Here is a 24,507-nt window from a genome sequence, read left to right on the forward strand (position 1 = left end):
ATGCTCATGGAAAGCACTATAAGCACAGGCAAGGCGGCAAAACTCCTTGGTGTCTCGGTCAAGACGTTGCAGCGTTGGGAACGCGAAGGAAGGCTGATTCCGGTGGCCCGAACGGACAGCAACCGCCGCCTCTACACTGAGACGCAGATCCGTGAGTTCATCGGTTTGCGGCAGGCCAACCATGCGCCAACAAAGCTTGTCGCCTACTGTCGGGTATCGAGTGCGGCGCAGAAGCCGGACCTGGCGGATCAGCGCAAAGTGCTGGAAGAGTTCGTGGTGGCGAAGGGATTGGCGGGGGTCGGGTTTATCGAGGAAGTGGGCAGCGGGCTGGACTTCAGGCGCAAGCGGTTTCTGGCCCTTATGGACGAGATCGGGCGACGGGAAGTCAGGATGCTGATTCTCGCTCACCGGGACCGCCTCACCCGTTTCGGCTTTGAGTGGTTCGAACATTACGCCCAAACCCATGGCTGCGAAGTGCTGGTACTGAACCAGGAACGGCTGTCTCCCGAACAGGAAATGGTGCAAGACTTAATGACCATCGTGCGCTGTTTTTCGTCTCGGCTATACGGTTTGAGGAACTATCGAAAGAAGTTGAATGAAGCGCTGAAACAGGATGCGAATGACGTCAAAAAGGCCCAACAATGCAACTGACCCACAAGATCGCTCTTTGTCCGACTCCTGAGCAAGTGGACTACTTCAAGCGCGCCTGCGGCACGGCGCGGCGTGTTTGGAACTGGGCGCTCAATGAGTGGAACAGGCAATACGCAGCAGGCGGCAGGCCAAACGCCCTGGCGCTCAAAAAACAGTTCAACGCCATCAAGTACACCGACCCGCAGTGGCTCGATGAGAACGGTCGGCCTTGGTTGCAAGACATTCACCGGGATGCCCACGCCCAGCCGTTCAGGAATCTCGCCAAAGCCTGGGAACGGTTCTTCGCCGACCTCAAGGAGGGCAAAGAAGCGCACGAGCCACGGCTCAAGAAAAAGGGCCGTTGCCGCGACAGCTTTTATGTTGCCAACGACAAGTTCACCCTGGAAGGCAGGACGATCCGTCTGCCCAGGATCGGTGAAGTCGCCATGACCAAGGAGCTGCGCTTCGCGGGCAGGATTTTGGGCGCAACGGTTTCTCGCACCGCGGATCGTTGGTTTGTGGCCATACAGGTCGAGGTGCCTGATGCGCAATTTTATCGGCGTCGCACGTCGCACGAGGTCAACGGCATCGACCTGGGCATCAAGGCTGCCGCAACGGTCTCCAGCGGTGAAGTCATCGAGGCGCCAAAGCCGCTCAAAGCCGCGCTGCGCCGTCTGGAAATCCGTAGCCGACGTCTCAGCCGCAAGCTGGAAGCCGCCAAGAAGGCAGCAGGATTTGAACGCCATGCCCGCCTGCCTAAAGGAACGCGCCTGCCGGTATCGAACAACCGGCAGAAGTCCGCTGCGATATTGGCAAGGCTCTATGCCCGCATGGCCAATATCCGAGCGGATTTCACCCACAAGCTCACGACTCGACTCTGCCGCGAAAACCAAGCGTTAGTGATCGAGGATTTAAACGTCAAAGGGATGCTGGAGAACGAGAAACTCGCCCGCGCCATCTCTGACGTGGGTTTTGGGATGTTGCGCTCGCCGTTGGAATACAAGGCCCGGCGCTACGGTACTCAGCTTACCATCGCTGATCGCTGGTATCCAAGTAGCCGACTGTGCTCCATCTGTGGCTGGAAGAACGAGGCGCTGACATTGAGAGATCGAACATGGGTGTGTGCTCAATGTGGTGCGCACCATGACCGTGACCTCAATGCGGCGCTGAACCTGAAACGGCTGGCAACCGAAACTGCCCTACCCGTGGCGAGTCCGTCCAGCAATGGCGGCGCTGCGGCGGGGACCGTCCCCGCCGTAGTCGGGAAAGTCACGCCTGTCAGATACGACGGTGGTCAACAGGACACGTCGGGGCAGGAAGAGAACCGTGCGCACTTTTGCGCACATTCTTGATAGCAGTCATTGGCATGGCATCATCGCGGACCTTCCCGGACAACCCTGGCCCGGAGCAACGGTTTCAAGCTCTGGTCGAGGTCATGGCGCGGTTGCGCGGCCCACAGGGCTGTCCCTGGGACCGGGAGCAGACACACCAGACGCTCAAGCCCTATCTTCTGGAAGAAGCCTACGAGGTACTTCACGCCCTCGACGAAGGGGATGACCGGGAGCTGTGCCGGGAGCTGGGGGATGTTCTGCTCCAGGTGATCTTCCACGCCCAGATTGCGGCCGAGGAAGGCCGCTTTGACATCTACGCGGTGATTGACGCGCTGCGTGAGAAGCTCATCCGCCGCCACCCCCACGTCTTTGGCAGCCTCACAGTACATGACGCTCAGGAAGTCACCCGCAACTGGGAAGCCATCAAGGCTCAGGAAAAAGCCCAGGAGAAGTCTGTGGCCAGCCAGGACGGCCGGCTGGCGTCAGTGCTGGATGGGGTTTCGTCCCGCATGCCGGCGCTCATCGAGGCCCGGCAACTGACGGAACGGGCCGCGTATTACGATTTCGACTGGCCGGATGCCCAGGCGGTACTCGCCAAGCTGGAGGAGGAAACCGGGGAACTCCAGGCGGTGCTGGCGCAGCCGGCACCCAACCCACAGGAAATTGCCGAAGAAGTCGGCGATCTGCTCTTTGTCGTGGTCAATCTGGCGCGCAAGCTCGGCCTCGATCCCGAAGCCACGCTCAAGGCGACGAATCAGAAGTTTCGGCGGCGTTTTGCCGCCGTGGAGCAGGCGCTGGCAGCGCGGGGCAAGACCCTTGCCGAAAGTGACCCGGCCGAGATGAACGCCATCTGGGATGCCATCAAACACGCGCCGGCATCGTCCTCTGAAAGCCATGGCGGATGACCTGCGGGACTGGTTCAGGTTGTGGTTGACGCCGGGCGTCGGGCCCGTCGTGGGCGGTAAGCTGATCCACCACTTTGGCACGCCGGCAGCCGCTCTGGCAGCCCCCTATTCAGAGTTGCGCGCTGTGGGCGTGCCGGAAGAAACGGCCCGGGCCATTGTGGGGCAGGCATCTGAAGCGGCGGTGGAACGGCAGTTGGCGGCTCTGGAGCGTTCCGGCGGTTGCGTACTGACCCTGGCCGATACGGCCTATCCGGCGCTATTGCGTGCTATTCCTGACCCGCCGTTACTGTTGTTCGTTCGGGGAAATCTGGCCGATGCCGTGGCGCAGCCCTGCCTGGCCATTGTCGGTTCGCGATCCTGCTCAACCTACGGACGGAATGCCGCCAACCGTCTGGCGCGCGACCTGGCCAGCCGGGGTGTGACCATCGTCTCCGGCCTGGCGCGGGGCATTGACACGGCCGCCCACGAAGCGGCGCTTGATGCTGGGGGGCGAACCATCGCCGTACTGGGGACGGGATTGGACGACACCTACCCACGGGAAAATGCCAAACTTGCTGACCGGATAGCAGAAACCGGGGCGCTGGTGACGGAATTCCCCTTTGAAAAGCCTCCGGCCCCCCAGAACTTTCCCTACCGGAACCGGGTCATTGCCGGATTGTGCCTGGGTGTTCTGGTCGTGGAAGCGGCTGAGCAGTCCGGCTCACTCATCACGGCGCGGCTGGCTCTCGAACAGGGGCGCGAAGTGTTCGCCGTGCCGGGCAACATCACTTCGGGGAAGTCCATCGGCACGAACCGGCTCATTCAGGATGGCGCCAAACTCGTGATGGACTGGCAGGATGTCGTGGCCGAGTTTTCCTACGATCTGCGGCAACGGCTCCGCACCGGACAGCCTGCGGCAACGCCACAGGAAAGCCACTTGCCTTTTGATTTGGGCGAGGATGAGCAGTGTATTCTGGCGCTGGTGGGCTTTGATCAGCCGGTGTATGTGGATGGGTTGATTGTGCAGAGTGGGCTGGGGCAGCCACGAACCATGGCTGCCCTGCTCAACCTGACACTGCGCGGCCTGCTGCGTGAGTTGCCCGGCAAGTGCTACGTCCGGGCGTGGAATGGATGACCGTTCGCGCCCAGGCGACACCCCCGGTTACTTGCCCGCCGGGGCGGCGCTGGACGGCGGGCCGGCTGGCTCGGCCGGCGGCGAGTTGACGACGGCCTTCATCGCCTCGTCAATGGCTTTCTGGGCATCAGCGACCATCTGCTCCCAGCGTTGATCCTTGGGAATATCCTTGTCAAGGCTGGGCATCGAAAGCCGCATCTGGCTGATCTGCCCCTCCGGGGTGTAGTAAAGCCGCAGATCGCCGAGGAGCTTTGTCTGGGAAAAGGCATAGACGACCGAAACATCGTTGACCTTCTGCACCTGAAGGTACATCGCCCCGGAGTTGTTGGCCACAACGACGAGATCAATGCCCGGCACTTTCGTGATCTTGTCAGTTTGGGCTTCAGGACCATAGGACATCACAATGACGAAGTCGGCCTTGGTGCGCAGTTCGGGCAGAACCCGCTTGAGGGCTTCCGCCGGGTCCTCGATGGCAAAGTTGAGCGTTTCAGCGCCGGGATTGGGATTGGCCATGGTGACGCCCGTGATCCCCAGCCGGACGGGTTTGGGCAGCCGCTTGCTCTGCACGGTTTCAATAATGTAGGCGGGAAGCGGCGTCAGTTCCGGCTTGGTGGGACGGATGTTGGCGGAGACGATGCGGTTCAGAAAGGGAAACGTCTGGCGTTTGGTATCAAACTCAGGTTTGTGCAGCAGCTCGGCCAGCATCTGGACATCGAAGTAGCTTGCGTTGGCGGCGGCAAACCCGGCTTCGCCGTAGGCGCGCAGCATCCACTCGTTGCGCACGCGGTCGTAGGGCTGGATGTAGCCTACCGAGTTGGCGAACATCCGTCCGGCGTCGAGCTGCACAATGGCGGCGTCGGGAGCGAGCTTTTTGAGACCTTCAGCATAGCCCATCCGCCAGGCAATCCCGCCCTGGGGATGTTTGGGGCAGCCGCAGTCCTTGAGGTTGCCCTGCACATCAGCGCCGAACAGAATCGAGAGGGCAAAACCGTCATCCTGGCCGAGTCGGGCGGCAAACTCCGGCGACATCGCCGCTGTTCCCGGGTTGGCATCACCGGCTGCCGAGCCATTCTGGCAACTGAGCGAGGGAAGGAGTCCAGCCAGCAGCGCCAGAGCTGCGGCGAGTATGATTCCATACTTGGGTTTCATCGGGTCATCTGTCTCCCGCGAAGATGTGAAGTGAAAACCTGATTATGGACGAAATGGGAAGCGCCGCAAGCCGTCCCTTGCTTCTGTTTCGAGGCGCGGCCTATGCTGCCAGACCCGTATTGTATTTCCCCTCGGCGCTTCCCACAGCGTAGCTGCCTGCCCACTGCCACTGCTGACATGTCGAAACGCCCTGCGCCGAGTCCTGCCGCTTTCACCCCGTCGCTCCCACGCGATGCCGACAGTTATGCGGGCAGTTTTCAACTCCATATCAATGTGGCCTCACGACATCTCACCCAAAAGCGGCATGTCATTGTCTATCTGCCACCCGGTCACGGCGCAGACCCGGCAGTACGCTATCCGGTGCTGTATATGCACGATGGGCAAAACCTTTTCGATGGCGATACGGCCTACATCCGGGGCCATGACTGGAAGATGGCCCGGACGGCCGAACGTCTCATGCTCGAAAAGAAAATCGAACCTCTCATCATCGTGGGCATCTGGAACACAGGCATCCACCGCATAGACGAATACACACCCACCCGCGATCCCGGCGTCAAGCAGGGGGGGCTGCTTCCCCTGTACGGACGTTTCATCGTTGAGGAACTCAAGCCTTTCATGGATGCCACCTACTGCACCGATCCCGCCCGTGACCGCACCGGTATCGGCGGCTCATCGCTCGGAGGGCTGGCTGCCCTGCTGCTGGGGCTGCACTACTCGGAGTATTTCGGGCGCATTGCCGCCCTTTCACCCTCGCTGTGGTGGGACCACGGCGTCGCCTTCCGGCTTGTGCGGCACCTGAAGCGCAAGCCGGATGTCCGCATCTGGCTCGATATGGGCACGCGCGAGATGGGGGGCGGCATTGCGCAGGTGCGGCGCATGCGCGATCTGCTCATCGAGTACGGCTGGTTGCCCGACAAAGACCTGTTCTACCGGGAAGTGCGTGGTGGCAAGCACACCGAGGACGACTGGGGAAAGCGCGTCGGCACAGTTCTGCGCCGGCTCTACCCGGTCAAAACATCCCGCACCCGCAAGCCCCGGCCGACCGCGCTGGCTGGAAGCTGAAGGAAGCGGCCGCCGGCCGGTCAGCGTTTGAGCAGGTCCCGAATCTCGGTCAGCAGTTTTTCTTCATTGGTCGGCTCTGGCGGGGATGCCGCCGGGGCCGGCGCTGGTTGCCGCAGGCGGTTGACAGCCTTGATGACCAGAAAGACGGAAACGGCAATGATGAAAAACTGAAGGACGAACTGAAAAAAGTTGCCATACCGGATCGCAATGACCGGGTCGCCGGCTTTGGCCGCTTCCTTGAGGACGATTCTGGCTTCGGAGAGATTGACCCCGCTGGTGAGCAGGCTGATGGGCGGCAGGATGATGTCCTCGACGAAGGACGACACAATTTTGCCAAAGGCACCACCGATGACGACGCCGATGGCCAGATCAATGACGCTGCCGCGTGAGATGAAGGTCTTAAACTCCTGAACGATACTCATGACCAGATGTCGGGAAGGGCAGGCTGTGCCTGCCGCAAGCTTGGCTATGGTGTTTCCTGGAGAAGTTCATCCGTTCGGGGGGTGGTGATGATGCGCGCCCCCTGCCGGTAGGTGATATAGCGGAAAATCCATTCGGTGAGAACACTGACCTTGTTGTTGAAGCCGACGAGCATGGCCAGGTGGACAATGAGCCAGCCAATCCAGGCCAGGAAGCCGGTCATGCGCAGTTTGCCGACTTCCAGGACGGCGGCCGCCCGTCCGATGGTCGCCATGCTGCCCTTGTCGAAATAGACGAACGGCGGCGGCTTGGGCCTGCCGCGCAACTCGGCAGCCAGGACCCTGGCGGCATAGCGCCCCATCTGAAGCGCCGCTGGCGCCACGCCCGGCACGACGACGCCCTTGGCGTCGGTCAGCGCCGCGATGTCGCCGATGGCGAAGATTTCGGGATGACCGGGAACCCGCAGGTCGGGTTCAACCTGAATCCGCCCGGTCCGGTCGGTGGGCAACCCCAGTTTGCGCGCCAGAGGATGCCCTTCGACACCGGCGCACCAGATGATGTTGGCCGCCTCGATGATTTTTCCGTTGTCCAGTTCAATCTGGTGTGGTCCGACGCGGACGACACGCGAGGAGACACGCACATCCACGCCGAGCTGAACAAGCTTCTGGCGGGCGTACTCCGAAAGGGCCGGATGATAGGGCGGAAGCAGGCGTGGAGCGCTCTGGATAAGAAAGACCCGCGCCTGAGAGGTGTCAATGTTTTTGAAATCGCGCCGCAGAACGCGCCGCGTCAGCTCGCCGAGCGCCCCGGCCAGTTCGACGCCGGTCGGGCCACCTCCCACAACGACAAAGGTGGTCAGACACTTGACCTGGGACGGGTCGGGGCAGTTTTCGGCTTCCTCAAACGCCGAGAGCACCCGGTTGCGGATGTTGAGGGCATCTTCAATGCCTTTGAGTCCGCCGGCGTAGCGCGCCCAGTCGTCATTGCCGAAGTAGCCTGTGCGGGCGCCAATCGCCAGTACGAGGTAATCGTACTGAAGTGTCCGCCGCCGCATGGTGATGATACGGCTCTGGAAGTCAATCCCGGTAACTTCATCCATCAGCACGGTGATGTCACGCCGCCGGTCGAAAATCGTGCGGATGGGTTCGGCAATGTCGGACGGGGAGAGGTCAGCCGTCGCTACCTGATACAGAAGCGGTTGAAACAGGTGGTAGTTGTTGCGGTCCACCAGCGTAATGTCGGCCAATCCTTCCGGGAAGGCCTGGCAAAAAGCGACGCCGCCAAACCCGGCACCGACAACAACGATGTGTTTGCGTCGGGAAGCAGATTGGGTCATCCGAGTTGATACGTTCTCTGAGTGGATAACTTCAGGAGCTTTCGTCTCACAATGTGGAGCGGCTTGACGACGCCCCCTTACTTCGCCACATTCCACGTGGCAATTCAAGCCAGCCATTCAGGTCAGCAGGACAGGGGGCACCACTATGACGGCGTTGATGAAAGTCGCCCGCGTGTATGACTTTGATGACATTCGGATCGAGCACATGCCACGTCCGTCAGTTGGCCCCCGCGAGCTGTTGGTTCAGGTCAAGGCCAGCGGGATTTGCTCCGGGGACGTGACGCCCTGGTACATCAAGCGCAAGGCGGGCAAGGTTCTGGGGCACGAGCCGGCCGGCATCGTGGCCGAAGTTGGCGCTGAAGTGACCGGTTTTCGCGTCGGCGATCCCGTGTTTGCCCACCACCACGCGCCCTGCTTCAACTGCAAGTTCTGTGAAAAGGGCGAGTACGTCCAGTGCGCGACGTGGAAAGCCTCGCACATCGTGCCGGGTGCCATTGCCGAGTATTTCCTCGTCCCGGAAGTCAACCTGCGCGACACCCTGCGCCTGCCCGAAGGGATGTCCTTCGAGGATGGGGCACTCGTCGAACCGGCTGCCTGTTCGGTCAAAGCCATCCGCAAGGCCCGGCTTCACCCACGCGATACGGTGCTCATCATCGGGTTGGGGATCATGGGGCAGATGAACGTCCTGCTTGCCCGGCAGGCCGGCGTCGAGCGGATCATCGGGGCTGATCTGGTGGACTGGCGCTGCGCCAAGGCGCTGGAGTTTGGCGCGGATGCTGTCATCAACCCGGCACGGGAAGACCTGGTGGAACGGCTGGGGGAACTGACCGCCGGCGCGATGGCCGATGTCGTCATTGTGGGGCCGGGCAGCGTCCCGGTGATGGAATTGGGCATCCGCTGTGCCGGAAAAGGTGGGACGGTCGTGTTTTTCATGGGGTCATCGCCGGGTGAACGCCTTACCGTCGAGCCGTTCCATCTGTACTTCAACGAGATTGATCTGGTGATGAGCTACTCCTGTGGGCCTGACGACACGCGGGCGGCGCTACAGTACATTGCCGAGGGCGTTCTGACCGCGGAAAAGCTGGTTACACATCGCTATACCCTGGAGGACACAGGACTGGGCTTCCGAAAAATGGCCGAGGCACAGGATGTTCTCAAGGCGCAGATCATTTTCCCCTGACGGACAGTTTCTCAGACCTGGTTCTCTGTCCGATGTGTCGTGGGGAGCAAAACCGTGGTTGGCCGCCGGTGGCTCGCAGAGTAGAGTGGTACCATCAGCTCTTGTTACCGTTGGTTGTGAGTGCTAAGAACAATCAGGCCGAAACCCTTGGGTTTGGGAGGGCGACGGTGGGCTGGACGGTACGTTTCCGGTAAAGTCCCGGCAAAACACTCGGCCGTCCCGATGGATTCCCGGATGTGCCGTCGGTAAACACACATGCAACTTCATATCTGGTTCGTTGGAAGCGCCGAACCAATCGAGGTTCGCATGGATACAGAAGTTGAAAATGTGGACGCGCTTGGTATCTTGCTGTCGCAGGCGCGGTGGTTGGCTGTGGATGGAGGACGGCTCATTAATCTGGCCAATGTCCGTATGATTCGCCTTCTGCAAAGCGGTGAGAGTGTGACATCTTCGGTTGCCCGGATGGAGATATGACATGCTGTTTGGCAAGAAACCCAAAAAATCCGCGACGTTGCTTGAGTACGGCACGGTGACAGGCGAGGTGACAGGTGCCAACGAGCTACGCACACCAGAGGGCAAGGTGTATCGGTTGTTCGAGAATCCCATCCATCTCAAGGATACCGAACCCCGCCCGCTGGATGTTTCAGCGCGTTTGGGAACCACCATCAAGGTCGCCGGCAGTGTCGGTTCCGACACGATTTACGAAGCCAAACTCGTTACGTCCTGAAACTGAAGCGCCGGCGGCGCGATCGCCGGCCGTGGGCGCATTTCTACAAGCCTGACGTCCCCTGAAAATCTGTCTGAAGCGGGTCTGGCTGCGCGCCGGCTGACGCCGGGCAGGGTATGAACGGTGAGTTGTGATGCCGGTGATTGAGTTTGTCATCTACGTCATCGCCTATGTTGCGGTTGGCTTTCTGTTCGTGCGCTTCGGGTTGCGCACGTCCGAGGGGCCGCTCACCACAGCCCAGGCGTTGAAAATTGCCCTGCCGGTCGGAGTGGCCATGGCTATCGCGACGATGTATTTCAGCGGCTGAGTCCGTGATTGATTCGGCATGCCCGATGGCATGCCATTGTCGGGAGGAACTTATGGGGCAGTATGTACGTGAGCCATACGAAGGCTATCTGGGAGGCGCTTTCCACAACTACGCAGAGAGTTTTGCCGACCTGATTTCCAGTCTGGTCGAGGCGCTGGGGGCCCTGCTCAAGACGCTGGCAGAAGGCGCGATTGCTTTGATTTCGACGCTGATGCAGCCCCAGCCGGCAGCGGGTCCAAGCGCCTAGATGAGGACCCAGTGCGGTTACGGCCCACACCACTGCTGCCGGTGGGGTGTTCCGTAACGCAGACTGGCCGCCGGTGGCTTGATGACCTTTCTGCTTGATGGCCCGGCGGGTCCACTGGAGGCGCTGTACACACGCGCCCCCAACCCGCGGGGATGGGCGGCTTTGGTTTGCCATCCGCATCCGGTTTTTGGCGGGACGATGCACAACCGTGTGGTGTATCGCACCGCCAAAGCTTTTTTGGCCGGCGGCGCTCACGTCCTGCGGTTCAACTTCCGGGGCGTGGGTGCCAGTCGCGGTGGCTATGATGGCGGCATCGGTGAACAGGCCGATGCTGCTGCCGCGCTGGCCTTCCTGCAAGCACAGCATCCGCAGGAGGTACTCGTCGTGGCTGGCTTTTCTTTTGGCTCGTGGGTCGGATTTCAGGCGGCGCTCCGCTGTCCCCAGGTCAGGGGACTGCTGGGCGTCGGCGTGCCGACCTTTCGGTTTGACTTTTCATTCCTGCACAGGGTCACGCTCCCGAAGTGGATTATTCAGGGAGATGCCGACGAATTTGGCCCGGCGGCGGACGTTGAAGCCCTGCTTGCGCGCTGTCAGGAACCGAAAGGGCGAACCTTCATCCCACGCGCCAATCATTTCTTCGATGAGCATCAGACAGAACTTGCCGACGCGCTTGCCGCCGCCGTAGCCTGGTTACAGCGGCAGTCCCTTCCGGCCTAGCCAAAGCCCCCCTGCGAGAATGCCCTGCGAGGTTCACGCCATGCCGATGCCAGATGCCCCAGAGGTTCTGACGCCAGCCGCCGATGCAACCGGTGCCGTTACGGAGGACGCTGCTTCCGCCGCCGCCCCGGCGCAGGAGGCAGCGGATGCAACCCGGGAAGAGGAAAGCTTCAAGCAGCTCATCCGTGACTTTGTTCTGGGCAACAACCAGAACCCCGACGACATGCCCGGACTGCGGTTTTATGTCGTCTTTGCCGGGATGCTGGCCCTGGCGCTCGGCGGCGTGGCGGTGGTGGCGATCCTGCTGGGGCTGGTCCAGTGGGTGCGCTCATTTTTTCATTAAACTTTCAGGCTTCTGAGCCTGGCATAGGCTGACCGAAGGGCCGAGGCGCGCGCGTTGTTGTCTGTTCCCAACCCGGGAGGAACCTGCGAAAGGCCTGGCCGGGAAAAACTTTGACACGAAAAACCTAGCGTTTCCCCTTACGGGATGGCGGTGTCGGTGCCGGGAGTTTGCCTTTTCTGACCGTCCAGACGTTGTTGACCAAGGCAGCCGTATATTCAGCCTGGGTCGGATTGCCGTTCTTGTCGAGCAGCGTCACCATGAATCTGGCTTCGGTGTCGCTGTCGTTCTGATAGGCCACGGGATACATCCCGCGCACCGGAAGCTCGTAGTAAGCACAGGTGTAGTTGCCGGACTTGGCATCCAGGCGCACAACGTAGATGCGGTCGAAATCGGCCACCGGGTCGTTGCTGAAAATCTGCTTGTCGAGAATGAAGTAGTTTCGGAGCGCCGCGCCATTTTTATCGAGCGTGACTCCGAAGGGGATCGCCCCCACCATGCGTCGTCCGCCCCCGATGATACCGGCAACGGCCGGTGGTTCGATGAGTTCGACCGAGCCGCCGTAAAGCCAGCCAATCCGGTAAATGGACGCTTCCGGGAAGCGGACGAGGTACCAGGAGTCATACTTGACATCCGCTTCATCCGCGCCGGGTTTTTCTGTCTCGTCCGTGACGGCTATCCGCCGCTCGACCCGTTGCCGCTTGAGGATGTCAAACTCCGTGCCGCTTTTGAGTACCGTAATCACGTCGGCATCCCGGCGGGGCTGGACGCGCAGGCGGGTTTCACGCTTGAGGCGGCCACCAATCTGTGGCTGGACATGGGCATATTCCTGATCGAGCGCCAGACAGGCATCAAGCAGTCTGCGGTAAACCACATGACGCGCCTCGACCCAACCAACTTTGGATTCCCCTTCTTTCTGCACCTTCAGCCATTCAATGCCGTTGACCTCGGCCTGGTGGTAAATCGCCAGCCTGTCGCCTTTCTGGAGTTGCCCGACTTTCGAGTTGACCAGCGCCGTTGAGTTGAACATCTCAGCACGCTCGGAAATCACTACGCCGTCGTCGAGCTTGCTTCTGCCGGTCGCGGTTTTAAAGCAGGCAGGCTGTCCGGCAAAAACCAGCAGGGACACCAGAGCCAGGAACGTGTGACCAGGATGCCAAGACAGGGAGCGAAGGGGCATGTGAAGTTCGGTGAGTGCCGAAGAATCAGGTGGAATCGCGCTTTCAGTTCAAATCCCAAGTGAAATGCCGGGAGCAAAACGCTATCCTAGCCGCCTTGCTGACGCAACTCCCGGCCGGCCGCGTGCGTCTTCACTGCTGGACTGGGGTTTGAACGATGTTCAGCGCGGAAACCCTGTCGAAGGAGTCATTTGTGAACAAGCAGCTTGCGGTGGGAGTCGTCTTTGGCGGCCGGTCGGGCGAGCACGAGATATCGCTGCGGTCGGCCGCCACCATCCTGTCAGCGCTCGACCCGGAGAAGTACCACGTCATACCGATTGGGATTACCCGGTCCGGGGTGTGGGTGGCCGGTCCGGCAGCAACCGAAATGCTGTCCCTGGGCGGCCAAGTGGGCGGCATCGAATCACCGTCACCGGCCAGAATACTGGCTTCGCTGTCCAGTGTGCTTGGGGAACTCGATGTGGTGATTCCCGTTTTGCATGGAACCTATGGCGAGGATGGCACGATTCAGGGGTTGTTCGAAATGATGGACATCCCGTACGTCGGATGCGGGGTGCTGGCCTCGGCTGCGGGCATGGATAAAATCGTGATGAAGCAGTTGTTCCGCCAGGCCGGGCTGCCCGTCGTCGAATTCCGCTGGTTTACAAGCCATGCCTGGACCACAGAGGGCGATGCCTTGCAGTCGGACATCCTTCGGCAGCTCGGTCTGCCGGTGTTCGTCAAACCGGCCAACCTGGGTTCTTCGGTGGGCATTACGCGCGTGGACGACCCGGCCGATTTTGCCGCCGCTGTTGCCCTGGCGGCGCAGTATGACCGGCGTATCATTGTCGAAAAAGGCTATGACGTACGCGAAATCGAAGTCAGCGTGCTGGGTAACGACCAGCCGGAAGCCAGTGTGCCGGGAGAGATTATCAGTGGCGCGGCATTTTATGATTATGCCGACAAATACTCGCCCGACAGTCAATCGCAGTTGGTCATCCCGGCGCCGCTTGCGCCGGAGCAGATTGAAGATGTGCGCCGTCTGGCCGTCCGCGCCTTCCAGGCCATTGATGGCGCCGGGCTGGCGCGGGTGGATTTTTTCCTGCTCCGCCAGACGAATACGCTGATGGTCAACGAAATCAACACGATGCCGGGCTTTACCCGCATCAGCATGTATCCCAAGCTGTGGGAAGCCAGCGGGTGGTCCCTGCCGGCTGTACTGGATCGGTTGATCGAGCTGGCCTTTGCCCGCCATGCTGAAAAATCCCGGCTGGCGCGTGGGCTACCCTTGGGAACCGGCGCTGGCCAGTCCTGACCCGACGGGAGGCAACCAATGGTGTTCGGGTGAACGGATTGGTGCTGAGGGAGATGGGGAATCAGTTATGAGGTACTTCAGAAAGTTTTGGCAGCAGGTTCGTTCGGGATGGCTGGTTGGTGTGCTGTGTGGCGTGGTTGTGCTGGGACAGCCCCTTCCGGCGCGGTATGCCCAGCAGGCGCCGCGAACCCCGAATCGTCCCGGTGCGACGCCCCAAGAGAGGGACCCCGGAGAGGATGTCATTCGCATCACCAACGTGACCGTCCCGGTGATTGTGACCGACCAGGACGACCGCTTCATCAGCAAGCTGACCAAGGATGACTTTGAAATCTACGAAAACAAGAAAAAGCAGAAGATTGAGTCCTTCGAGGACAAAACCGACCTGCCCCTGTTCGTTGCCGTGCTGATGGACACCAGCGCCAGCATCAAGCCCAAGCTGAAGTTTCAGAAGGAAGCCACCATTTCCTTCCTTCAGACCATCATCCGGCGGCGCAAGGACCAGGCGCTCTTTGTGACCTTTGATTCGACCGTTCAGTTGCGGCAGGACTTCACCGATGACACCAACCTTTTGGCCAAAGCCATCATGGAGGTCAAAGCCAGTGGCGACACGGCGCTGTATGACGCGGTGTACCGGGTGTGCGAGGAAAAAATGTACAACGTGCCCACACCCCGGAAGATCATCATCGTCATTACGGACGGCGCCGATACCGCCAGCGAACACACGCTGGAGGAAGCCATCGAAATTGCCCAGCGTTATGAGGTGCTCATCTTTGGCATCAGCACGCGCAACGCTGGCTTTTTCGGCACCGGCGCCGGCATGGTGGCCGGTGAGGATGACGAGGCGCTGCGTAAACTGTGCACGCGAACCGGTGGCGACGTAGCCTTCCCTCAGAAGGTCATTGACCTCGAACGCGCCTTCCAGCGCATTGATCAGGCGGCCCGACGGTACTATCTGCTGTCATACGAACCACAGGACCCGGACACGCCCGGCTACCGGAAAATTGAAGTGCGGGTGGTGACGCGCAAGAACGTCAAGGTCAAGGCACGCGACGGCTACATGGTGCGGCGGCGGGCAGGCAGCGCTGGCTCATCGCTCTGAAACCGGCTCTGGAACCGTCTCCATCCGGCTGTGGCAGGCAGCCCAAGGCTGCGGACACGCTTTTCATTTGATGACGCCACGCTGTGAACTGGCGATGAAATCCAGCAGCAGGCGAATGCGCGGATGGTCGCCAAGTTTTTCCGTGATGGCGGCAACGGCCTGCGAGGTGTTGAGCTTTGAGTTGAGCAGCAGGCGGAAAGCCTGCTCGATGGCGCGCAGATCGGCATCTGGAAAACCGGCGCGCCGCAGCCCGATGCTGTTCGGTCCGTAGCACCGGGCATGGTTGCCGACGCTCCGGGCATAGGGCAGGGCATCCTTGACCACGACGGAATAGGCTCCGATGAAGGCGTAGGCTCCGACGCGGCAGAACTGGTGGACCCCGACATACGCACCAAGGATGGCATGGTCGTGAACTTCGACGTGTCCGGCCAGAGAGGCTCCGTTGGCCATGATGATGTGGTTGCCCACGATGCAGTCGTGCGCCACATGGCACTGCGCCATGAGCAGGTTGTCGTTGCCAATGCGCGTCACGCCGCCGCCAGCGCCGGTCCCCCGGTGCAGTGTGGCAAACTCGCGGATGATGTTGCGTTCGCCGATGATGAGTTCTGTCCGCTCGCCGGCGTATTTCAGGTCTTGTGGGTCCTGACCGACTGAAACGAAAGGGAACAGGCGGGTGCCGCGTCCGATGCGGGTGGGGCCTTCAATGACACAGTGCGCGCCGACGCTGACTTCGTCTTCGAGGACGACATCCGCGCCGATGATGGCATAGGGGCCGATGGAAACCTGTTCGCCGAGGCGGGTCTGGGGGTTGATGATGGCTGTGGGATGAATGGGCATAGCCTATGGAATCAACGTGTATTCATTCTGGGGCGGCGAAGCCGCGCTCAAAAACCGCTCAGCTTCGCGCAAAAAGGCTTCCGGGCGCTCAATGGGGGGCATGTGGCCGCAACGGTCAATGACCACGAAACTGGCCGTCGGCAGTCCGCCTTTGAGCTTTTCGCCCGAATGCAGCGGCAGAAGGGCGTCCTGCCTGCCCCAGATGATGAGCGTTGGGGACGTAATCCGGTTCAGGCGCGGTTCGAGCGCATCGTCGCCAGTCAGCATCGCGGCCAGCGCCCGGTCAATCACCCAGGTCTGGCGACGCGCCTGCGCCTGGAAGTCCCGAACCACAGGCGCGGGAAGCTGTAGCGGCTGGAAAAACAGCACCTTGAGGAAGTTTGTGAAATCTTCCGGGGTGGTGCCCGGGTCAAGCAGGGCGCGGTCCGGGGGCGGCTCAAAGCGAACTCCGGCACTGTCCACCAGGATGAGCCGCGCCACCCGTTCCGGTGTCGTGCTGGCTGTGTAGGCCGCAATCCAGCCGCCCATGGACAGCCCACACAGATGCGCCTGCCGGACACCCACCCGGTCGAGAAACTTCACCACCGTTGCGGACTGCTCACGAATGGCATAACTGGCGTTGGCGGGTTTGTCCGAGCGTCCGAATCCCGGCAGATCAATGGCATAGACGTGAAAGCGGCGTGACAGCGGCACGATGACCTGTCCCCAGTCGGCGTCCGAACTGCCGCCCAGACCGTGAATGAGCACGAGCGGCTCACCGGCACCGCCTTCCTTGTAGTGCAGGCGAACGCCGTCAATGACGACTTCCCGCGCCGCAATACCCGCCCACCACAATCGCCACTGGTCATACCAGTTGATGACCGTGAGCGGACGCTGATAGGCCAGCGTCCCGGCGCAACCCAGGGCAACTGTCGCCAGAAGCAGAATGGCCAGAATACGAATGAACCAGCGCGATGACCGCCAGGGGAGGGAAGGCCGGGCGTGTGCAGAACGGGAAGACTGATGCGGCATAAGCCGATGCCGGAGGTTCAGCGTACTTTCTTCTGCTTGCGCCGCAGGAAGTCCATCATGACGTACTCACCCAACGTCATGACGGTCGTAAAGTACGCCTTGCCCTGCGCAATGCTCGTCAAGCGCTTGATGAAATTCACCAGGTAGGGGTCATCGGCCAGCATGAAGGTGTTGATGGCAATGTTGCTGCGCCGGCACTGGGCGACTTCCCGGTAGGTTGCCTCCATAATCATCGGGTCAAGCCCCATGGAGTTTTTGTAAATCCGTCCGTCTTCCATGGTCAGCGCCGAGGGTTTGCCGTCGGTAATCATGATGATCTGCCGCATATCCACGCGCTGGGCCAGCAGCAGGCGGCGCGCGAGCCGGAGTCCCTCGGCCGTGTTCGTGTGGTAGGGCCCGACGGTAAGCTGCGACAGCCTGCCAAGCGGCACTTCCTCGGCTGAGTCGTGGAAGAGCACCAGCTTGAGGGTGTCGCCGGGATACTGCGTGCGGATGAGATGCGTCAGCGCCAAAGCCACGCGCTTGGCCGGGGTGAAGCGGTCTTCGCCGTACAGGATCATGCTGTGACTGCAATCCAGCATGAGCACCGTGGCGCACGAGCTGGTGTACTCCGACTGGTGAATCATCAGGTCGCTGTATTCCACTTCAAGCGGAACCCCCAACCCATGGCGCTGAATGGCCGACAGCAGCGTGGCGTTGACATCCAGATTGAGCGTGTCGCCGAACTCGTACGGCTTGCTGGATTGAAACGCCTCAATGCCGGTGGAAAGGTGCTGTGTGTCGTGCCGCCCGGCGTAGCTTCGGCCAAGCGAGCCGAGCAGTTGGCTGAGCGCCTTGTAGCCGAGAAAGTCCATACCCTTCTCGGTCAGCGCAAACTTGATGCGCGCACCTTCGTCCTTTTCGATGCGTCCCTGTCCAGGGCGCGGCGTCGGCGTCCCGCGCTCATCGGGGGTGGCACGCAGGTAGCCCTGTTCAAGCAGCCGCTGGATGAGCGCATCCACCAGCTCATCGAGCTTGTTTTCGTCCAGCGCGCCGGAGGCATCCTGAAGGGCCTTCAGGTCTGTCTCGTCAAGCAGTTCCCCGGAGCGGATGAGCTGCCGGATGGCTTCCCGCAGGGCTTCCAGCGATTGGTCCGGGTCCTGAATGCGACGGGACCAGCCGCCCTGGGAAAAACCGCTTTGCAGAAAGAAGTCGGACAGCTTTTCGAGCAGTTGTTCAAGGTTGAACTGGTCCAGGTCGAGACCATCCCATTTTCCGTAGCGCGTAATCATGGCGGCGCATCCTCAAAAGTCTGGTAGGCTTGGCAGGTGACCACGAAGCAGTGGCCACAGGTTGCGGGAGGGCGGCAGACGTGTGCCGAAACGGTAACCGACGCACGCCAAAGACGCAACCACGCCTGCCTTGCTTGACCTGGTGAAACCGGCTTTCTACCATCGTTTTCGTGCGTGGCGTTACATAACTGATGCAGGCGGTACGCCCCGATGCAGGTCTCTCACCCCCCGGCTGCCTGTGCTCCCGCCCGCTGGAGAACCACACGATGTCGAATGAACTCCAGAACTACATTCCGCTGCTGATGGTGTTTGGACTGGCGTCTTTCGTGGCAACGATGATTCTGAACACCTCGCGGCTGCTGGGTCCCAAAATCAGAACCCGTGAAAAACTCATGCCCTACGAGTGTGGCAACGACCCGGTGGGCAGCGCGCGGGAACGCTTCTCGGTCAAGTTTTATCTGGTGTGCCTGCTGTTCATCCTGTTCGACATCGAAGCCATTGTGCTGATTCCCTGGGCGGTGGTGTACAAGGCGCTGGCTGATGAACTCGGCAACAAGCTGTTTGTCTATGGCGAAATGATGCTGTTTGTGGCGACGCTGTTCATCGGCTACATCTACGTGTGGAAGAAGGGTGTTTTCGACTGGAGCAAGTAGCCTTCAGTCGTCTGAAGGAGAAGGGCCATGGGACTCGAAACGACGATTGGCGCCGCCCTGCCGGAAATCCTGACGGCGCGCCTCGAAGACCTCATCAACTGGTCGCGCAAGTCATCGCTGTGGCCGGCCACGTTTGGCCTGGCCTGCTGCGCCATCGAGATGATGAATGCCACTTCGGCCCGCAATGACATAGCGCGGTTTGGTTCGGAGGTGTTCCGCGCCAGTCCGCGTCAGGCCGATGTCATGATCGTGGCCGGGCGGGTCTCCCGCAAAATGGCCCCGGTGCTGCGCCGCATCTACGACCAGATGCCGGACCCGAAGTGGGTCATTTCGATGGGGGCCTGCGCCACGGCCGGCGGGATTTTCAACAACTACGCCATCGTGCAGGGCGTGCATCAGGTCGTGCCGGTGGATGTCTATGTGCCGGGGTGTCCGCCGCGCCCGGAGACCCTGATCTATGCCCTGATGAAGCTCCAGGAAAAGATCATGGCCGAGCGGTTGACCGACCGCCGCGACCGCAACCTGCTGCCGGAAGAACTCCCTAAAGGAGCTGCGGCATGAGCGAACCAAAGGCTGCGACCGTGGATGCAACGGGCGATGACCTGGCGCTGATCAAGGGTGCAACGGATACGCTGGCCCAGTTGCGTCAGCGTTTTCAGACAGCCATCGAGCAGGTCATCGTCCAGCACGGCGAAGTGACGGTGTATGTCTCCCGCGCCGCTATTGTGGATGTGGCGCGTTACCTGCGTGACGAGCCAAAACTGCTGTTCAATCTGCTTTCCGATCTGTGTGGTGTGGACCGGGGGCTTGAAGCCGACCCGCGCTTTGAGGTGGTCTATCACCTGTTTTCCATCCCACACGGCTATCGCCTGCGCCTGAAAGTGCGTGTCCCGGAACAAGACTGTGAAGTACCCACGCTGGTCGGCATCTATCCGACGGCCGAGTGGCACGAACGGGAAACCTTTGACCTGATGGGCATCCGCTTCACCAACCATCCTGATCTGCGCAAGATTCTGACCCCCGACGATCTGGAAGGCCACCCACTACGAAAGGACTTTCCGCTCCAGGGTTACTGATCCGGTGTGCTGCCGCATTGCCGGGCCCGGACGGAGCCAGCCTGTGCCATGTCATCCCTTCGCCATTCCAACGTCATTGAACTCGACTACGCCCCGCAGCAAAAGATTCGGGAACTGCTGCGCGAGCAGTCGGCGCTCGACAACGCCATTACGGTGAGCATGGGGCCGCAGCACCCTTCAACCCACGGTGTGCTGCGGCTCGAACTCATCCTGGACGGCGAAACCGTCATCAGCGCCAAACCGGACATCGGCTATCTCCACACCGGCATGGAGAAGCAGATGGAAACGAAGAAGTACCAGCAAAACATCGTCATCACCGACCGGATGGATTACCTCAATCCGATGGGCAACAACCTGGGCTACGTGATGACGGTCGAAAAGCTGCTGGGGCTGACCCACGACATTCCGCCCCGCGCACAAACCCTGCGCGTACTGCTGACCGAACTGCAACGGATTGCTTCCCATCTGGTCTGGCTTGGGACGCACGCGCTCGACTTGGGCGCGATGTCGCTGTTTTTCTACTGTTTCCGCGAGCGTGAAAAGATTCTCAACATCTACGAAGCCGTCTGCGGCGGGCGCATGACGGTCAGCTACTTCCGCGTCGGCGGCCTGCCCTACGATGTGCCGCCGAACTTCAACCGTCTGGTCCGGGACTTTCTGGATGAGTTTCCGGCGGCGCTGGCGGAGTACCACAAGCTGCTGACGAACAATCCGATTTTCCAGAAGCGGACCCGTGGCGTCGGCGTGCTGTCGGGTGAGGATGCCATTGCGTTGGGGGTGACGGGGCCGACGCTGCGCGGCTCCGGCGTGGCGCACGATGTGCGCCGGGCAGAACCCTACTGTGGCTATGAAACCTACGACTTTGACATTCCGGTGGAGCGGGACGGCGACGTGTATGCCCGCTACCTCGTGCGCATGCGCGAAATGGAGGAAAGCTGGAAGATTTGTCGCCAGGCCCTCGACCGCCTCAAGCCAGGACCCATCAAGGCGGATTCCCCGAAGATTGTTCTGCCCGACCGCGAGGAAATGAAGCACCAGATGGATGCCCTCATCCATCACTTCCTGCTGGCCGCTTATGGATTCAGTGTGCCCCCCGGCGAAGCCTACCACGCCATCGAAGGCTCCAAGGGCGAGCTGGGTTTCTACATCATCAGCGACGGGACGGAACGCCCCTTCCGCTGCCACGTGCGCGGCCCCTCGTTTGTGAACCTGCAGGCCATTCCAAAGCTTTGCCAGGGTGCGTTACTGGCCGATGTTGTGGCCATCATCGGCAGTCTGGACATCGTGCTGGGCGAAATTGACCGGTAAAACGAGCATGCCAACCTTTGCTGACGTACTGACACCCGAATTTGACCGCCAGGCGGACGCCATCATTGCCCGCTACCCGCAGAAACGCTCGGCCATCCTGCCCCTGCTGCACCTGGTGCAGAATGCCTGCAACTACGTCCCGGAAGACGGCATGCGCTTCATTGCCAAAAAGCTTGGGCTGAACATGAACGACGTGTATGAAACGCTGACGTTCTATTCCATGCTGTTCACCGAGCCGATTGGCACGTACCACATCCAGCTCTGCCGGACGATCAGTTGCTACCTGTGCGGCGCGCCGCAGATTCGGGAACACCTTGAGAAGCGATTGGGCATCCGGCCGGGACAGAAAACCCCGGACGGGCGCTTCCGGTTGAGTGAAGTCGAATGTATCGGCGCGTGTTCGGCCGCGCCGGCCATGCAGATCAACTTCGACTTTCACGAGCATCTCACCCCTGAAAAGGTGGATGCCATTCTCGATGCCCTGCCATGACGGCTTCCACAACAACGGTCACACTTTCCATTGCCGGACTTGACCCGGCGGGCGGTGCCGGTCTGCTGGCCGATCTGAAAACGATGGCGGCCCATGGCGTGCACGGGGTGGGCGTCCTGACCGCCACAACGGCCCAGAACACCGTCGGCGTCAAAAGCTTTCATCCGCTGCCGCCGGAGGTCGTTCTGGCGCAACTGGATGCCCTGCATGAAGACCTGACCATAGCCGCCGCCAAAACCGGCATGCTGGCCACGGGTGACATCATTGATGCCCTGGCCGACTGGCTGGCCACAAACTGGCGTGCGCCGCTGGTCGTGGACCCGGTACTGGTGGCGAGCAGCGGGCATCTTCTGCTTGAACCCGACGCCATTGCCCGGCTGAAAGCCAAACTGCTGCCGCTGGCCACCGTGGTGACGCCCAACCTGCCGGAAGCGACGGAACTGGTCGGCTTTCCGGTCGAGACGGTCGAAGCCATGGGCGAAGCCGCGCGCGCCCTCCACGCGCTTGGCCCCCGATGGGTTCTGGTCAAGGGCGGACATCTGCCCGGAGACGCCACGGACGTGCTGTTTGATGGCCGGGAATTCCACACCTTCCCCGGCAGCCGGATTGCAATGGAAACCCACGGTACAGGGTGCACCCTGTCGGCCGCGCTGGCGGCCCTGCTGGGTCGGGGGCTGTCCGTGGTCGAAGCCGTGACGCGGGCCAAAGCCTATGTCCGCGAGACCATGACGCGCGCCATGCGCGTTGGCCGGGGAAAGCCGCTGCTGGGCCACCTGCCCCTGAACCATGCCTGACCAAGCCTTTGTCTTTCGACGTTCTGGAGACGTGGCCGTTCTGGTCTGCCTGCCGCTCGAAGCCGCCGGTTTCCGGCATGGCTTCAGCACCCGGCCGGGCGGCGTGAGTCCGCTGCCGGCACAGGCGCTCAACCTGGGCTACTTTGCCGGTGACAGCCCGGAAAACGTCACGGAAAACCGACGCCGGTTTCTGGCGGTGCTCGGTGAAACCAAAGACCGTCTGCACACGCTCCGGCAGGTACACGGTGACACGGTGCAGCTTCTGGACACGGTTTCCGAAGCTACGGCGGAACCGATGGAAGGGGATGCCTGGATCGGACAGGAGCCGGGCCGGTGGGCGGCGGTGTACACGGCCGACTGCCAGGCCGTACTGCTGGGTTGTCCCCGGACAGGGGCCTTTGCCGCCGTTCATGCCGGCTGGCGTGGGACATTGGCGCGGATTGTCGCAAAGACCGTTGTCCGGCTCAGGGAGACCTACGGCGTACGCCCGGAAGACCTGCACGTTGCACTGGGGCCGGCGGCAAGTGTTGCCCACTATGAAGTGGGCGAAGAAGTTGTCGAAGCCTTCCAGCAGGCCTTTCCTTCGGAAGCGGCGGCGTGGTTTCAGCGGCCGTCGCCCGGCGGAAAGCTGCATCTGGACATCCCGCAGGCCAACCGCTGGCAGTTGATGGAAGCCGGTGTCCGTCCTGACCGCATTCATGCTTCCGGCTGGTGCACGATGACGCGCCCGGATTTGTTTTTTTCCTACCGCCGCGAACGCCAGCGGGGGCCGGTGGGACGCCTCATTGCCACGATTGGGCGCGCCGGTTCGCCCGGATAGTCGCTGTGATTTCCGGCAAAAGACGCCATGACGCACGCCCGGCGGCAACTGCTCTACTTTCTCGAGGAAAGTCACGGCGGGGTGGCCGACTATGCCCACGAACAATGCCAGGCGCTGACCGCGCTGGGCGTCGAGGTGACGCTGCTGACGACGCCATGCTACCCGGTACGCTCCGGGGCGCAGTACATCCGCTGCCCGCGCCTGCTGGAGCCGCGCCCGGAACGTCCGATTGCCAACCGCTGGTGGCGCGGCGGGCGCTACGTCTGGATTAAGCTGGAAAACTATCGCCGTCTCGTGCAGACCATCCGCACCAGCGGCATCCGGCGCGTCATTATCGGGTCGTTTGGGGAATATCTGGCTCCCCTGTGGTCGCCTTCGCTGCGGCGGTTGCAGCGGGAAGGGGTTGTTTTCGGGGCTGTTGTTCACGATCCGGTGCGCGATTATGTCATCGGGCCGCGCTGGTGGCACCGGTGGTCGGTCGGGGATGCCTACGCCCATCTGCGGGAGGCGTTCGTCCACGAAGACATTACCCTTGACACCATGCGGCCAAACCCCGGCCTGCGGGTGACGGTCGTGCCGCATGGTATCTATCCGTATCCGCCGCCGACGGCCTCCCGTGAAGCTGTGCGCCGGGAGCTGGCACTGCCGGACGACGCGCCGGTGCTGCTGGCCTTTGGCAACATACGCGATGCCAAAAACCTGCACCTGGTCATCGAAAGTTTGCAGCATTGCCGCCGGGCGTACCTTGTTGTGGCCGGGCGGGTGCAGTCGGCGGGGCAGCGTCCCGTGGCGTTTTACCGCGAACTGGCCGCGCGGCTGGGCGTTGCCAACCGCTGCCGGTGGATGGAGCGGTACGTACCGGATGAAGAAGCTGCCAATCTCTTTGCGGCCGCGGATGTCGTCGTGCTGACCTACAGCCGGGCTTTTCGTTCTGCCAGCGGCGTGCTGGCGCTGGCGGCCAACTATCATGTGCCATGTCTGGCATCGGGCGGCGCGGGGCCACTCAGGACGCTGGTTCAGAAGTATGCGTTGGGGCGGTGGGTCGAACCGGATGATCTTCAGGCGCTTGTGACGGGTCTGGAAGACCTGTTACAACGCCCTCCACAACCGCACTGGTTGCGTTTTCGTGAGGAAAATTCCTGGCAGGTCAACGCGCAGCGCATCATTGGGCGCATGTTTGGCGACGGGGGAGATGGTTAGAGGAGGGCTTT

General features: G+C 61.4%; 29 protein-coding genes. 22 read left to right on the forward strand and 7 right to left on the reverse strand.

What is annotated here, in order from left to right:
- The 4 genes from CABTHER_RS05405 to dprA are packed head-to-tail and all read left to right on the forward strand — an operon-like array spanning position 1 to position 3,980.
- Positions 1-651: an IS607 family transposase gene (locus tag CABTHER_RS05405; protein ID WP_014099589.1), complete on the forward strand. Its 651-nt coding sequence runs from the start codon at positions 1-3 to the stop codon at positions 649-651.
- Positions 642-1,982, forward strand: coding sequence for an RNA-guided endonuclease InsQ/TnpB family protein (locus CABTHER_RS05410; RefSeq protein WP_014099590.1), 1,341 nt, complete (start codon positions 642-644; stop codon positions 1,980-1,982). The genes CABTHER_RS05405 and CABTHER_RS05410 overlap by 10 nt, the downstream gene beginning before the upstream one ends.
- A 14-nt stretch (positions 1,983-1,996) precedes the next feature.
- Positions 1,997-2,866, forward strand: a complete 870-nt coding sequence (gene mazG, locus CABTHER_RS05415; protein WP_014099591.1) for a nucleoside triphosphate pyrophosphohydrolase — start codon at positions 1,997-1,999, stop codon at positions 2,864-2,866.
- A complete protein-coding gene (dprA, locus tag CABTHER_RS05420) occupies positions 2,817-3,980 on the forward strand; it encodes a DNA-processing protein DprA (protein ID WP_148263956.1) in 1,164 nt (387 codons plus the stop codon). The genes mazG and dprA overlap by 50 nt, the downstream gene beginning before the upstream one ends.
- A gap of 27 nt (positions 3,981-4,007) precedes the next feature.
- Here dprA and CABTHER_RS05425 read toward each other — a convergent pair whose 3' ends face one another.
- Entirely contained in the window at positions 4,008-5,129 is a 1,122-nt protein-coding gene (locus tag CABTHER_RS05425) for a bifunctional UDP-sugar hydrolase/5'-nucleotidase (RefSeq protein WP_014099593.1), read from the reverse strand.
- A 177-nt stretch (positions 5,130-5,306) separates the two neighbouring features.
- On the opposite strand from CABTHER_RS05425, the gene CABTHER_RS05430 reads away from it, so the two are divergent.
- Complete coding sequence (locus CABTHER_RS05430; RefSeq protein ID WP_014099594.1) at positions 5,307-6,191, forward strand: alpha/beta hydrolase; 885 nt, start codon at positions 5,307-5,309, stop codon at positions 6,189-6,191.
- A 20-nt stretch (positions 6,192-6,211) separates the two neighbouring features.
- Here the strand turns inward: CABTHER_RS05430 and mscL are convergent, their stop codons facing one another.
- Together mscL and CABTHER_RS05440 are read right to left on the reverse strand one after the other, a co-directional pair.
- Positions 6,212-6,613, reverse strand: coding sequence for a large-conductance mechanosensitive channel protein MscL (gene mscL, locus CABTHER_RS05435; RefSeq protein ID WP_014099595.1), 402 nt, complete (start codon positions 6,611-6,613; stop codon positions 6,212-6,214).
- Between the two features lie 44 nt (positions 6,614-6,657).
- A complete protein-coding gene (locus CABTHER_RS05440; RefSeq protein ID WP_014099596.1) occupies positions 6,658-7,947 on the reverse strand; it encodes an NAD(P)/FAD-dependent oxidoreductase in 1,290 nt (429 codons plus the stop codon).
- Between the two features lie 145 nt (positions 7,948-8,092).
- Here CABTHER_RS05440 and CABTHER_RS05445 point away from each other — a divergent pair, with 145 nt between their 5' ends.
- The 7 genes from CABTHER_RS05445 to CABTHER_RS05465 all read left to right on the forward strand — a co-directional run bounded on the left by CABTHER_RS05445 (position 8,093) and on the right by CABTHER_RS05465 (position 11,468).
- Positions 8,093-9,127 (forward strand): alcohol dehydrogenase catalytic domain-containing protein, encoded by a 1,035-nt coding sequence (locus CABTHER_RS05445; protein ID WP_014099597.1) that lies wholly within the window; start codon positions 8,093-8,095, stop codon positions 9,125-9,127.
- A 255-nt stretch (positions 9,128-9,382) separates the two neighbouring features.
- Entirely contained in the window at positions 9,383-9,601 is a 219-nt protein-coding gene (locus CABTHER_RS16990) for a hypothetical protein (protein WP_014099598.1), read from the forward strand.
- Between the two features lies 1 nt (position 9,602).
- On the forward strand, positions 9,603-9,854 hold the full coding sequence (locus tag CABTHER_RS05450) for a hypothetical protein (RefSeq protein WP_014099599.1): 252 nt from the start codon (positions 9,603-9,605) through the stop codon (positions 9,852-9,854).
- Between the two features lie 133 nt (positions 9,855-9,987).
- Positions 9,988-10,161, forward strand: a complete 174-nt coding sequence (locus CABTHER_RS17215; RefSeq protein WP_014099600.1) for a hypothetical protein — start codon at positions 9,988-9,990, stop codon at positions 10,159-10,161.
- 52 nt (positions 10,162-10,213) lie between these two features.
- Positions 10,214-10,408: a hypothetical protein gene (locus CABTHER_RS05455; protein ID WP_014099601.1), complete on the forward strand. Its 195-nt coding sequence runs from the start codon at positions 10,214-10,216 to the stop codon at positions 10,406-10,408.
- An 81-nt stretch (positions 10,409-10,489) separates the two neighbouring features.
- Positions 10,490-11,125: an alpha/beta hydrolase gene (locus CABTHER_RS05460; RefSeq protein ID WP_014099602.1), complete on the forward strand. Its 636-nt coding sequence runs from the start codon at positions 10,490-10,492 to the stop codon at positions 11,123-11,125.
- Between the two features lie 46 nt (positions 11,126-11,171).
- Positions 11,172-11,468: a hypothetical protein gene (locus CABTHER_RS05465; RefSeq protein ID WP_228374080.1), complete on the forward strand. Its 297-nt coding sequence runs from the start codon at positions 11,172-11,174 to the stop codon at positions 11,466-11,468.
- 124 nt (positions 11,469-11,592) lie between these two features.
- On the opposite strand, the gene CABTHER_RS05470 is transcribed toward CABTHER_RS05465, so the two are convergent.
- Positions 11,593-12,645: an SH3 domain-containing protein gene (locus CABTHER_RS05470; RefSeq protein ID WP_148263957.1), complete on the reverse strand. Its 1,053-nt coding sequence runs from the start codon at positions 12,643-12,645 to the stop codon at positions 11,593-11,595.
- 191 nt (positions 12,646-12,836) lie between these two features.
- On the opposite strand from CABTHER_RS05470, the gene CABTHER_RS05475 reads away from it, so the two are divergent.
- On the forward strand, positions 12,837-13,937 hold the full coding sequence (locus tag CABTHER_RS05475; RefSeq protein WP_041569584.1) for a D-alanine--D-alanine ligase family protein: 1,101 nt from the start codon (positions 12,837-12,839) through the stop codon (positions 13,935-13,937).
- Complete coding sequence (locus CABTHER_RS05480; RefSeq protein WP_081464720.1) at positions 13,876-15,036, forward strand: VWA domain-containing protein; 1,161 nt, start codon at positions 13,876-13,878, stop codon at positions 15,034-15,036. The genes CABTHER_RS05475 and CABTHER_RS05480 overlap by 62 nt, the downstream gene beginning before the upstream one ends.
- 63 nt (positions 15,037-15,099) lie before the next feature.
- On the opposite strand, the gene lpxA is transcribed toward CABTHER_RS05480, so the two are convergent.
- Genes lpxA through CABTHER_RS05495 form a run of 3 tightly spaced genes read right to left on the reverse strand, consistent with a single transcriptional unit; the run spans position 15,100 to position 18,155 of the window.
- Complete coding sequence (gene lpxA, locus CABTHER_RS05485; protein WP_014099607.1) at positions 15,100-15,873, reverse strand: acyl-ACP--UDP-N-acetylglucosamine O-acyltransferase; 774 nt, start codon at positions 15,871-15,873, stop codon at positions 15,100-15,102.
- Between the two features lie 3 nt (positions 15,874-15,876).
- Positions 15,877-16,884, reverse strand: a complete 1,008-nt coding sequence (locus CABTHER_RS05490) for an alpha/beta fold hydrolase (RefSeq protein WP_014099608.1) — start codon at positions 16,882-16,884, stop codon at positions 15,877-15,879.
- 17 nt (positions 16,885-16,901) lie between these two features.
- Positions 16,902-18,155 carry a vWA domain-containing protein gene (locus tag CABTHER_RS05495; protein WP_014099609.1) on the reverse strand — a complete coding sequence of 418 codons (1,254 nt, stop codon included), beginning with the start codon at positions 18,153-18,155 and terminating at the stop codon, positions 16,902-16,904.
- Positions 18,156-18,421: 266 nt separating this feature from the next.
- Between CABTHER_RS05495 and CABTHER_RS05500 the strand changes: the two genes are divergently transcribed.
- Genes CABTHER_RS05500 through CABTHER_RS05535 form a run of 8 tightly spaced genes read left to right on the forward strand, consistent with a single transcriptional unit; the run spans position 18,422 to position 24,496 of the window.
- Positions 18,422-18,808: an NADH-quinone oxidoreductase subunit A gene (locus CABTHER_RS05500; RefSeq protein ID WP_014099610.1), complete on the forward strand. Its 387-nt coding sequence runs from the start codon at positions 18,422-18,424 to the stop codon at positions 18,806-18,808.
- Positions 18,809-18,835: 27 nt separating this feature from the next.
- Positions 18,836-19,369, forward strand: a complete 534-nt coding sequence (locus tag CABTHER_RS05505; protein WP_014099611.1) for an NADH-quinone oxidoreductase subunit B — start codon at positions 18,836-18,838, stop codon at positions 19,367-19,369.
- On the forward strand, positions 19,366-19,884 hold the full coding sequence (locus CABTHER_RS05510; protein WP_014099612.1) for an NADH-quinone oxidoreductase subunit C: 519 nt from the start codon (positions 19,366-19,368) through the stop codon (positions 19,882-19,884). The genes CABTHER_RS05505 and CABTHER_RS05510 overlap by 4 nt, the downstream gene beginning before the upstream one ends.
- Positions 19,885-19,932: 48 nt before the next feature.
- On the forward strand, positions 19,933-21,192 hold the full coding sequence (nuoD, locus tag CABTHER_RS05515; RefSeq protein ID WP_014099613.1) for an NADH dehydrogenase (quinone) subunit D: 1,260 nt from the start codon (positions 19,933-19,935) through the stop codon (positions 21,190-21,192).
- Positions 21,193-21,199: 7 nt separating this feature from the next.
- Positions 21,200-21,682 carry an NADH-quinone oxidoreductase subunit NuoE gene (gene nuoE, locus CABTHER_RS05520; RefSeq protein WP_014099614.1) on the forward strand — a complete coding sequence of 161 codons (483 nt, stop codon included), beginning with the start codon at positions 21,200-21,202 and terminating at the stop codon, positions 21,680-21,682.
- Positions 21,679-22,476 (forward strand): bifunctional hydroxymethylpyrimidine kinase/phosphomethylpyrimidine kinase, encoded by a 798-nt coding sequence (thiD, locus tag CABTHER_RS05525; protein ID WP_014099615.1) that lies wholly within the window; start codon positions 21,679-21,681, stop codon positions 22,474-22,476. The genes nuoE and thiD overlap by 4 nt, the downstream gene beginning before the upstream one ends.
- Positions 22,469-23,296 (forward strand): peptidoglycan editing factor PgeF, encoded by an 828-nt coding sequence (gene pgeF, locus CABTHER_RS05530; RefSeq protein ID WP_014099616.1) that lies wholly within the window; start codon positions 22,469-22,471, stop codon positions 23,294-23,296. Before thiD ends, pgeF begins: the two co-directional genes overlap by 8 nt.
- A gap of 27 nt (positions 23,297-23,323) precedes the next feature.
- Positions 23,324-24,496 carry a glycosyltransferase gene (locus tag CABTHER_RS05535; RefSeq protein WP_014099617.1) on the forward strand — a complete coding sequence of 391 codons (1,173 nt, stop codon included), beginning with the start codon at positions 23,324-23,326 and terminating at the stop codon, positions 24,494-24,496.
- Positions 24,497-24,507 lie beyond the last annotated feature (11 nt).

This window comes from Chloracidobacterium thermophilum B (genome assembly GCF_000226295.1).
Taxonomy (GTDB): domain Bacteria; phylum Acidobacteriota; class Blastocatellia; order Chloracidobacteriales; family Chloracidobacteriaceae; genus Chloracidobacterium; species Chloracidobacterium thermophilum.

Bases quoted from the DNA above. Each gene is read 5' to 3' on its own strand.
- CABTHER_RS05495 (WP_014099609.1), bottom strand. From the start codon at position 18,155: ATGATTACGCGCTACGGAAAATGGGATGGTCTCGACCTGGACCAGTTC.
- CABTHER_RS05430 (WP_014099594.1), top strand. From the start codon at position 5,307: ATGTCGAAACGCCCTGCGCCGAGTCCTGCCGCTTTCACCCCGTCGCTC.
- nuoD (WP_014099613.1), top strand. From the start codon at position 19,933: ATGTCATCCCTTCGCCATTCCAACGTCATTGAACTCGACTACGCCCCG.
- CABTHER_RS05505 (WP_014099611.1), top strand. From the start codon at position 18,836: ATGGGACTCGAAACGACGATTGGCGCCGCCCTGCCGGAAATCCTGACG.
- CABTHER_RS05445 (WP_014099597.1), top strand. From the start codon at position 8,093: ATGACGGCGTTGATGAAAGTCGCCCGCGTGTATGACTTTGATGACATT.
- CABTHER_RS05410 (WP_014099590.1), top strand. From the start codon at position 642: ATGCAACTGACCCACAAGATCGCTCTTTGTCCGACTCCTGAGCAAGTG.
- CABTHER_RS05450 (WP_014099599.1), top strand. From the start codon at position 9,603: ATGCTGTTTGGCAAGAAACCCAAAAAATCCGCGACGTTGCTTGAGTAC.
- CABTHER_RS05480 (WP_081464720.1), top strand. From the start codon at position 13,876: ATGCTGAAAAATCCCGGCTGGCGCGTGGGCTACCCTTGGGAACCGGCG.
- CABTHER_RS05510 (WP_014099612.1), top strand. From the start codon at position 19,366: ATGAGCGAACCAAAGGCTGCGACCGTGGATGCAACGGGCGATGACCTG.
- CABTHER_RS16990 (WP_014099598.1), top strand. From the start codon at position 9,383: ATGCAACTTCATATCTGGTTCGTTGGAAGCGCCGAACCAATCGAGGTT.
- thiD (WP_014099615.1), top strand. From the start codon at position 21,679: ATGACGGCTTCCACAACAACGGTCACACTTTCCATTGCCGGACTTGAC.
- CABTHER_RS05455 (WP_014099601.1), top strand. From the start codon at position 10,214: ATGGGGCAGTATGTACGTGAGCCATACGAAGGCTATCTGGGAGGCGCT.
- pgeF (WP_014099616.1), top strand. From the start codon at position 22,469: ATGCCTGACCAAGCCTTTGTCTTTCGACGTTCTGGAGACGTGGCCGTT.
- mscL (WP_014099595.1), bottom strand. From the start codon at position 6,613: ATGAGTATCGTTCAGGAGTTTAAGACCTTCATCTCACGCGGCAGCGTC.
- nuoE (WP_014099614.1), top strand. From the start codon at position 21,200: ATGCCAACCTTTGCTGACGTACTGACACCCGAATTTGACCGCCAGGCG.
- CABTHER_RS17215 (WP_014099600.1), top strand. From the start codon at position 9,988: ATGCCGGTGATTGAGTTTGTCATCTACGTCATCGCCTATGTTGCGGTT.
- CABTHER_RS05500 (WP_014099610.1), top strand. From the start codon at position 18,422: ATGTCGAATGAACTCCAGAACTACATTCCGCTGCTGATGGTGTTTGGA.
- CABTHER_RS05460 (WP_014099602.1), top strand. From the start codon at position 10,490: ATGACCTTTCTGCTTGATGGCCCGGCGGGTCCACTGGAGGCGCTGTAC.
- mazG (WP_014099591.1), top strand. From the start codon at position 1,997: ATGGCATCATCGCGGACCTTCCCGGACAACCCTGGCCCGGAGCAACGG.
- CABTHER_RS05405 (WP_014099589.1), top strand. From the start codon at position 1: ATGCTCATGGAAAGCACTATAAGCACAGGCAAGGCGGCAAAACTCCTT.
- CABTHER_RS05535 (WP_014099617.1), top strand. From the start codon at position 23,324: ATGACGCACGCCCGGCGGCAACTGCTCTACTTTCTCGAGGAAAGTCAC.
- CABTHER_RS05490 (WP_014099608.1), bottom strand. From the start codon at position 16,884: ATGCCGCATCAGTCTTCCCGTTCTGCACACGCCCGGCCTTCCCTCCCC.
- CABTHER_RS05440 (WP_014099596.1), bottom strand. From the start codon at position 7,947: ATGACCCAATCTGCTTCCCGACGCAAACACATCGTTGTTGTCGGTGCC.
- CABTHER_RS05470 (WP_148263957.1), bottom strand. From the start codon at position 12,645: ATGCCCCTTCGCTCCCTGTCTTGGCATCCTGGTCACACGTTCCTGGCT.
- CABTHER_RS05425 (WP_014099593.1), bottom strand. From the start codon at position 5,129: ATGAAACCCAAGTATGGAATCATACTCGCCGCAGCTCTGGCGCTGCTG.
- CABTHER_RS05465 (WP_228374080.1), top strand. From the start codon at position 11,172: ATGCCAGATGCCCCAGAGGTTCTGACGCCAGCCGCCGATGCAACCGGT.
- lpxA (WP_014099607.1), bottom strand. From the start codon at position 15,873: ATGCCCATTCATCCCACAGCCATCATCAACCCCCAGACCCGCCTCGGC.
- dprA (WP_148263956.1), top strand. From the start codon at position 2,817: ATGCCATCAAACACGCGCCGGCATCGTCCTCTGAAAGCCATGGCGGAT.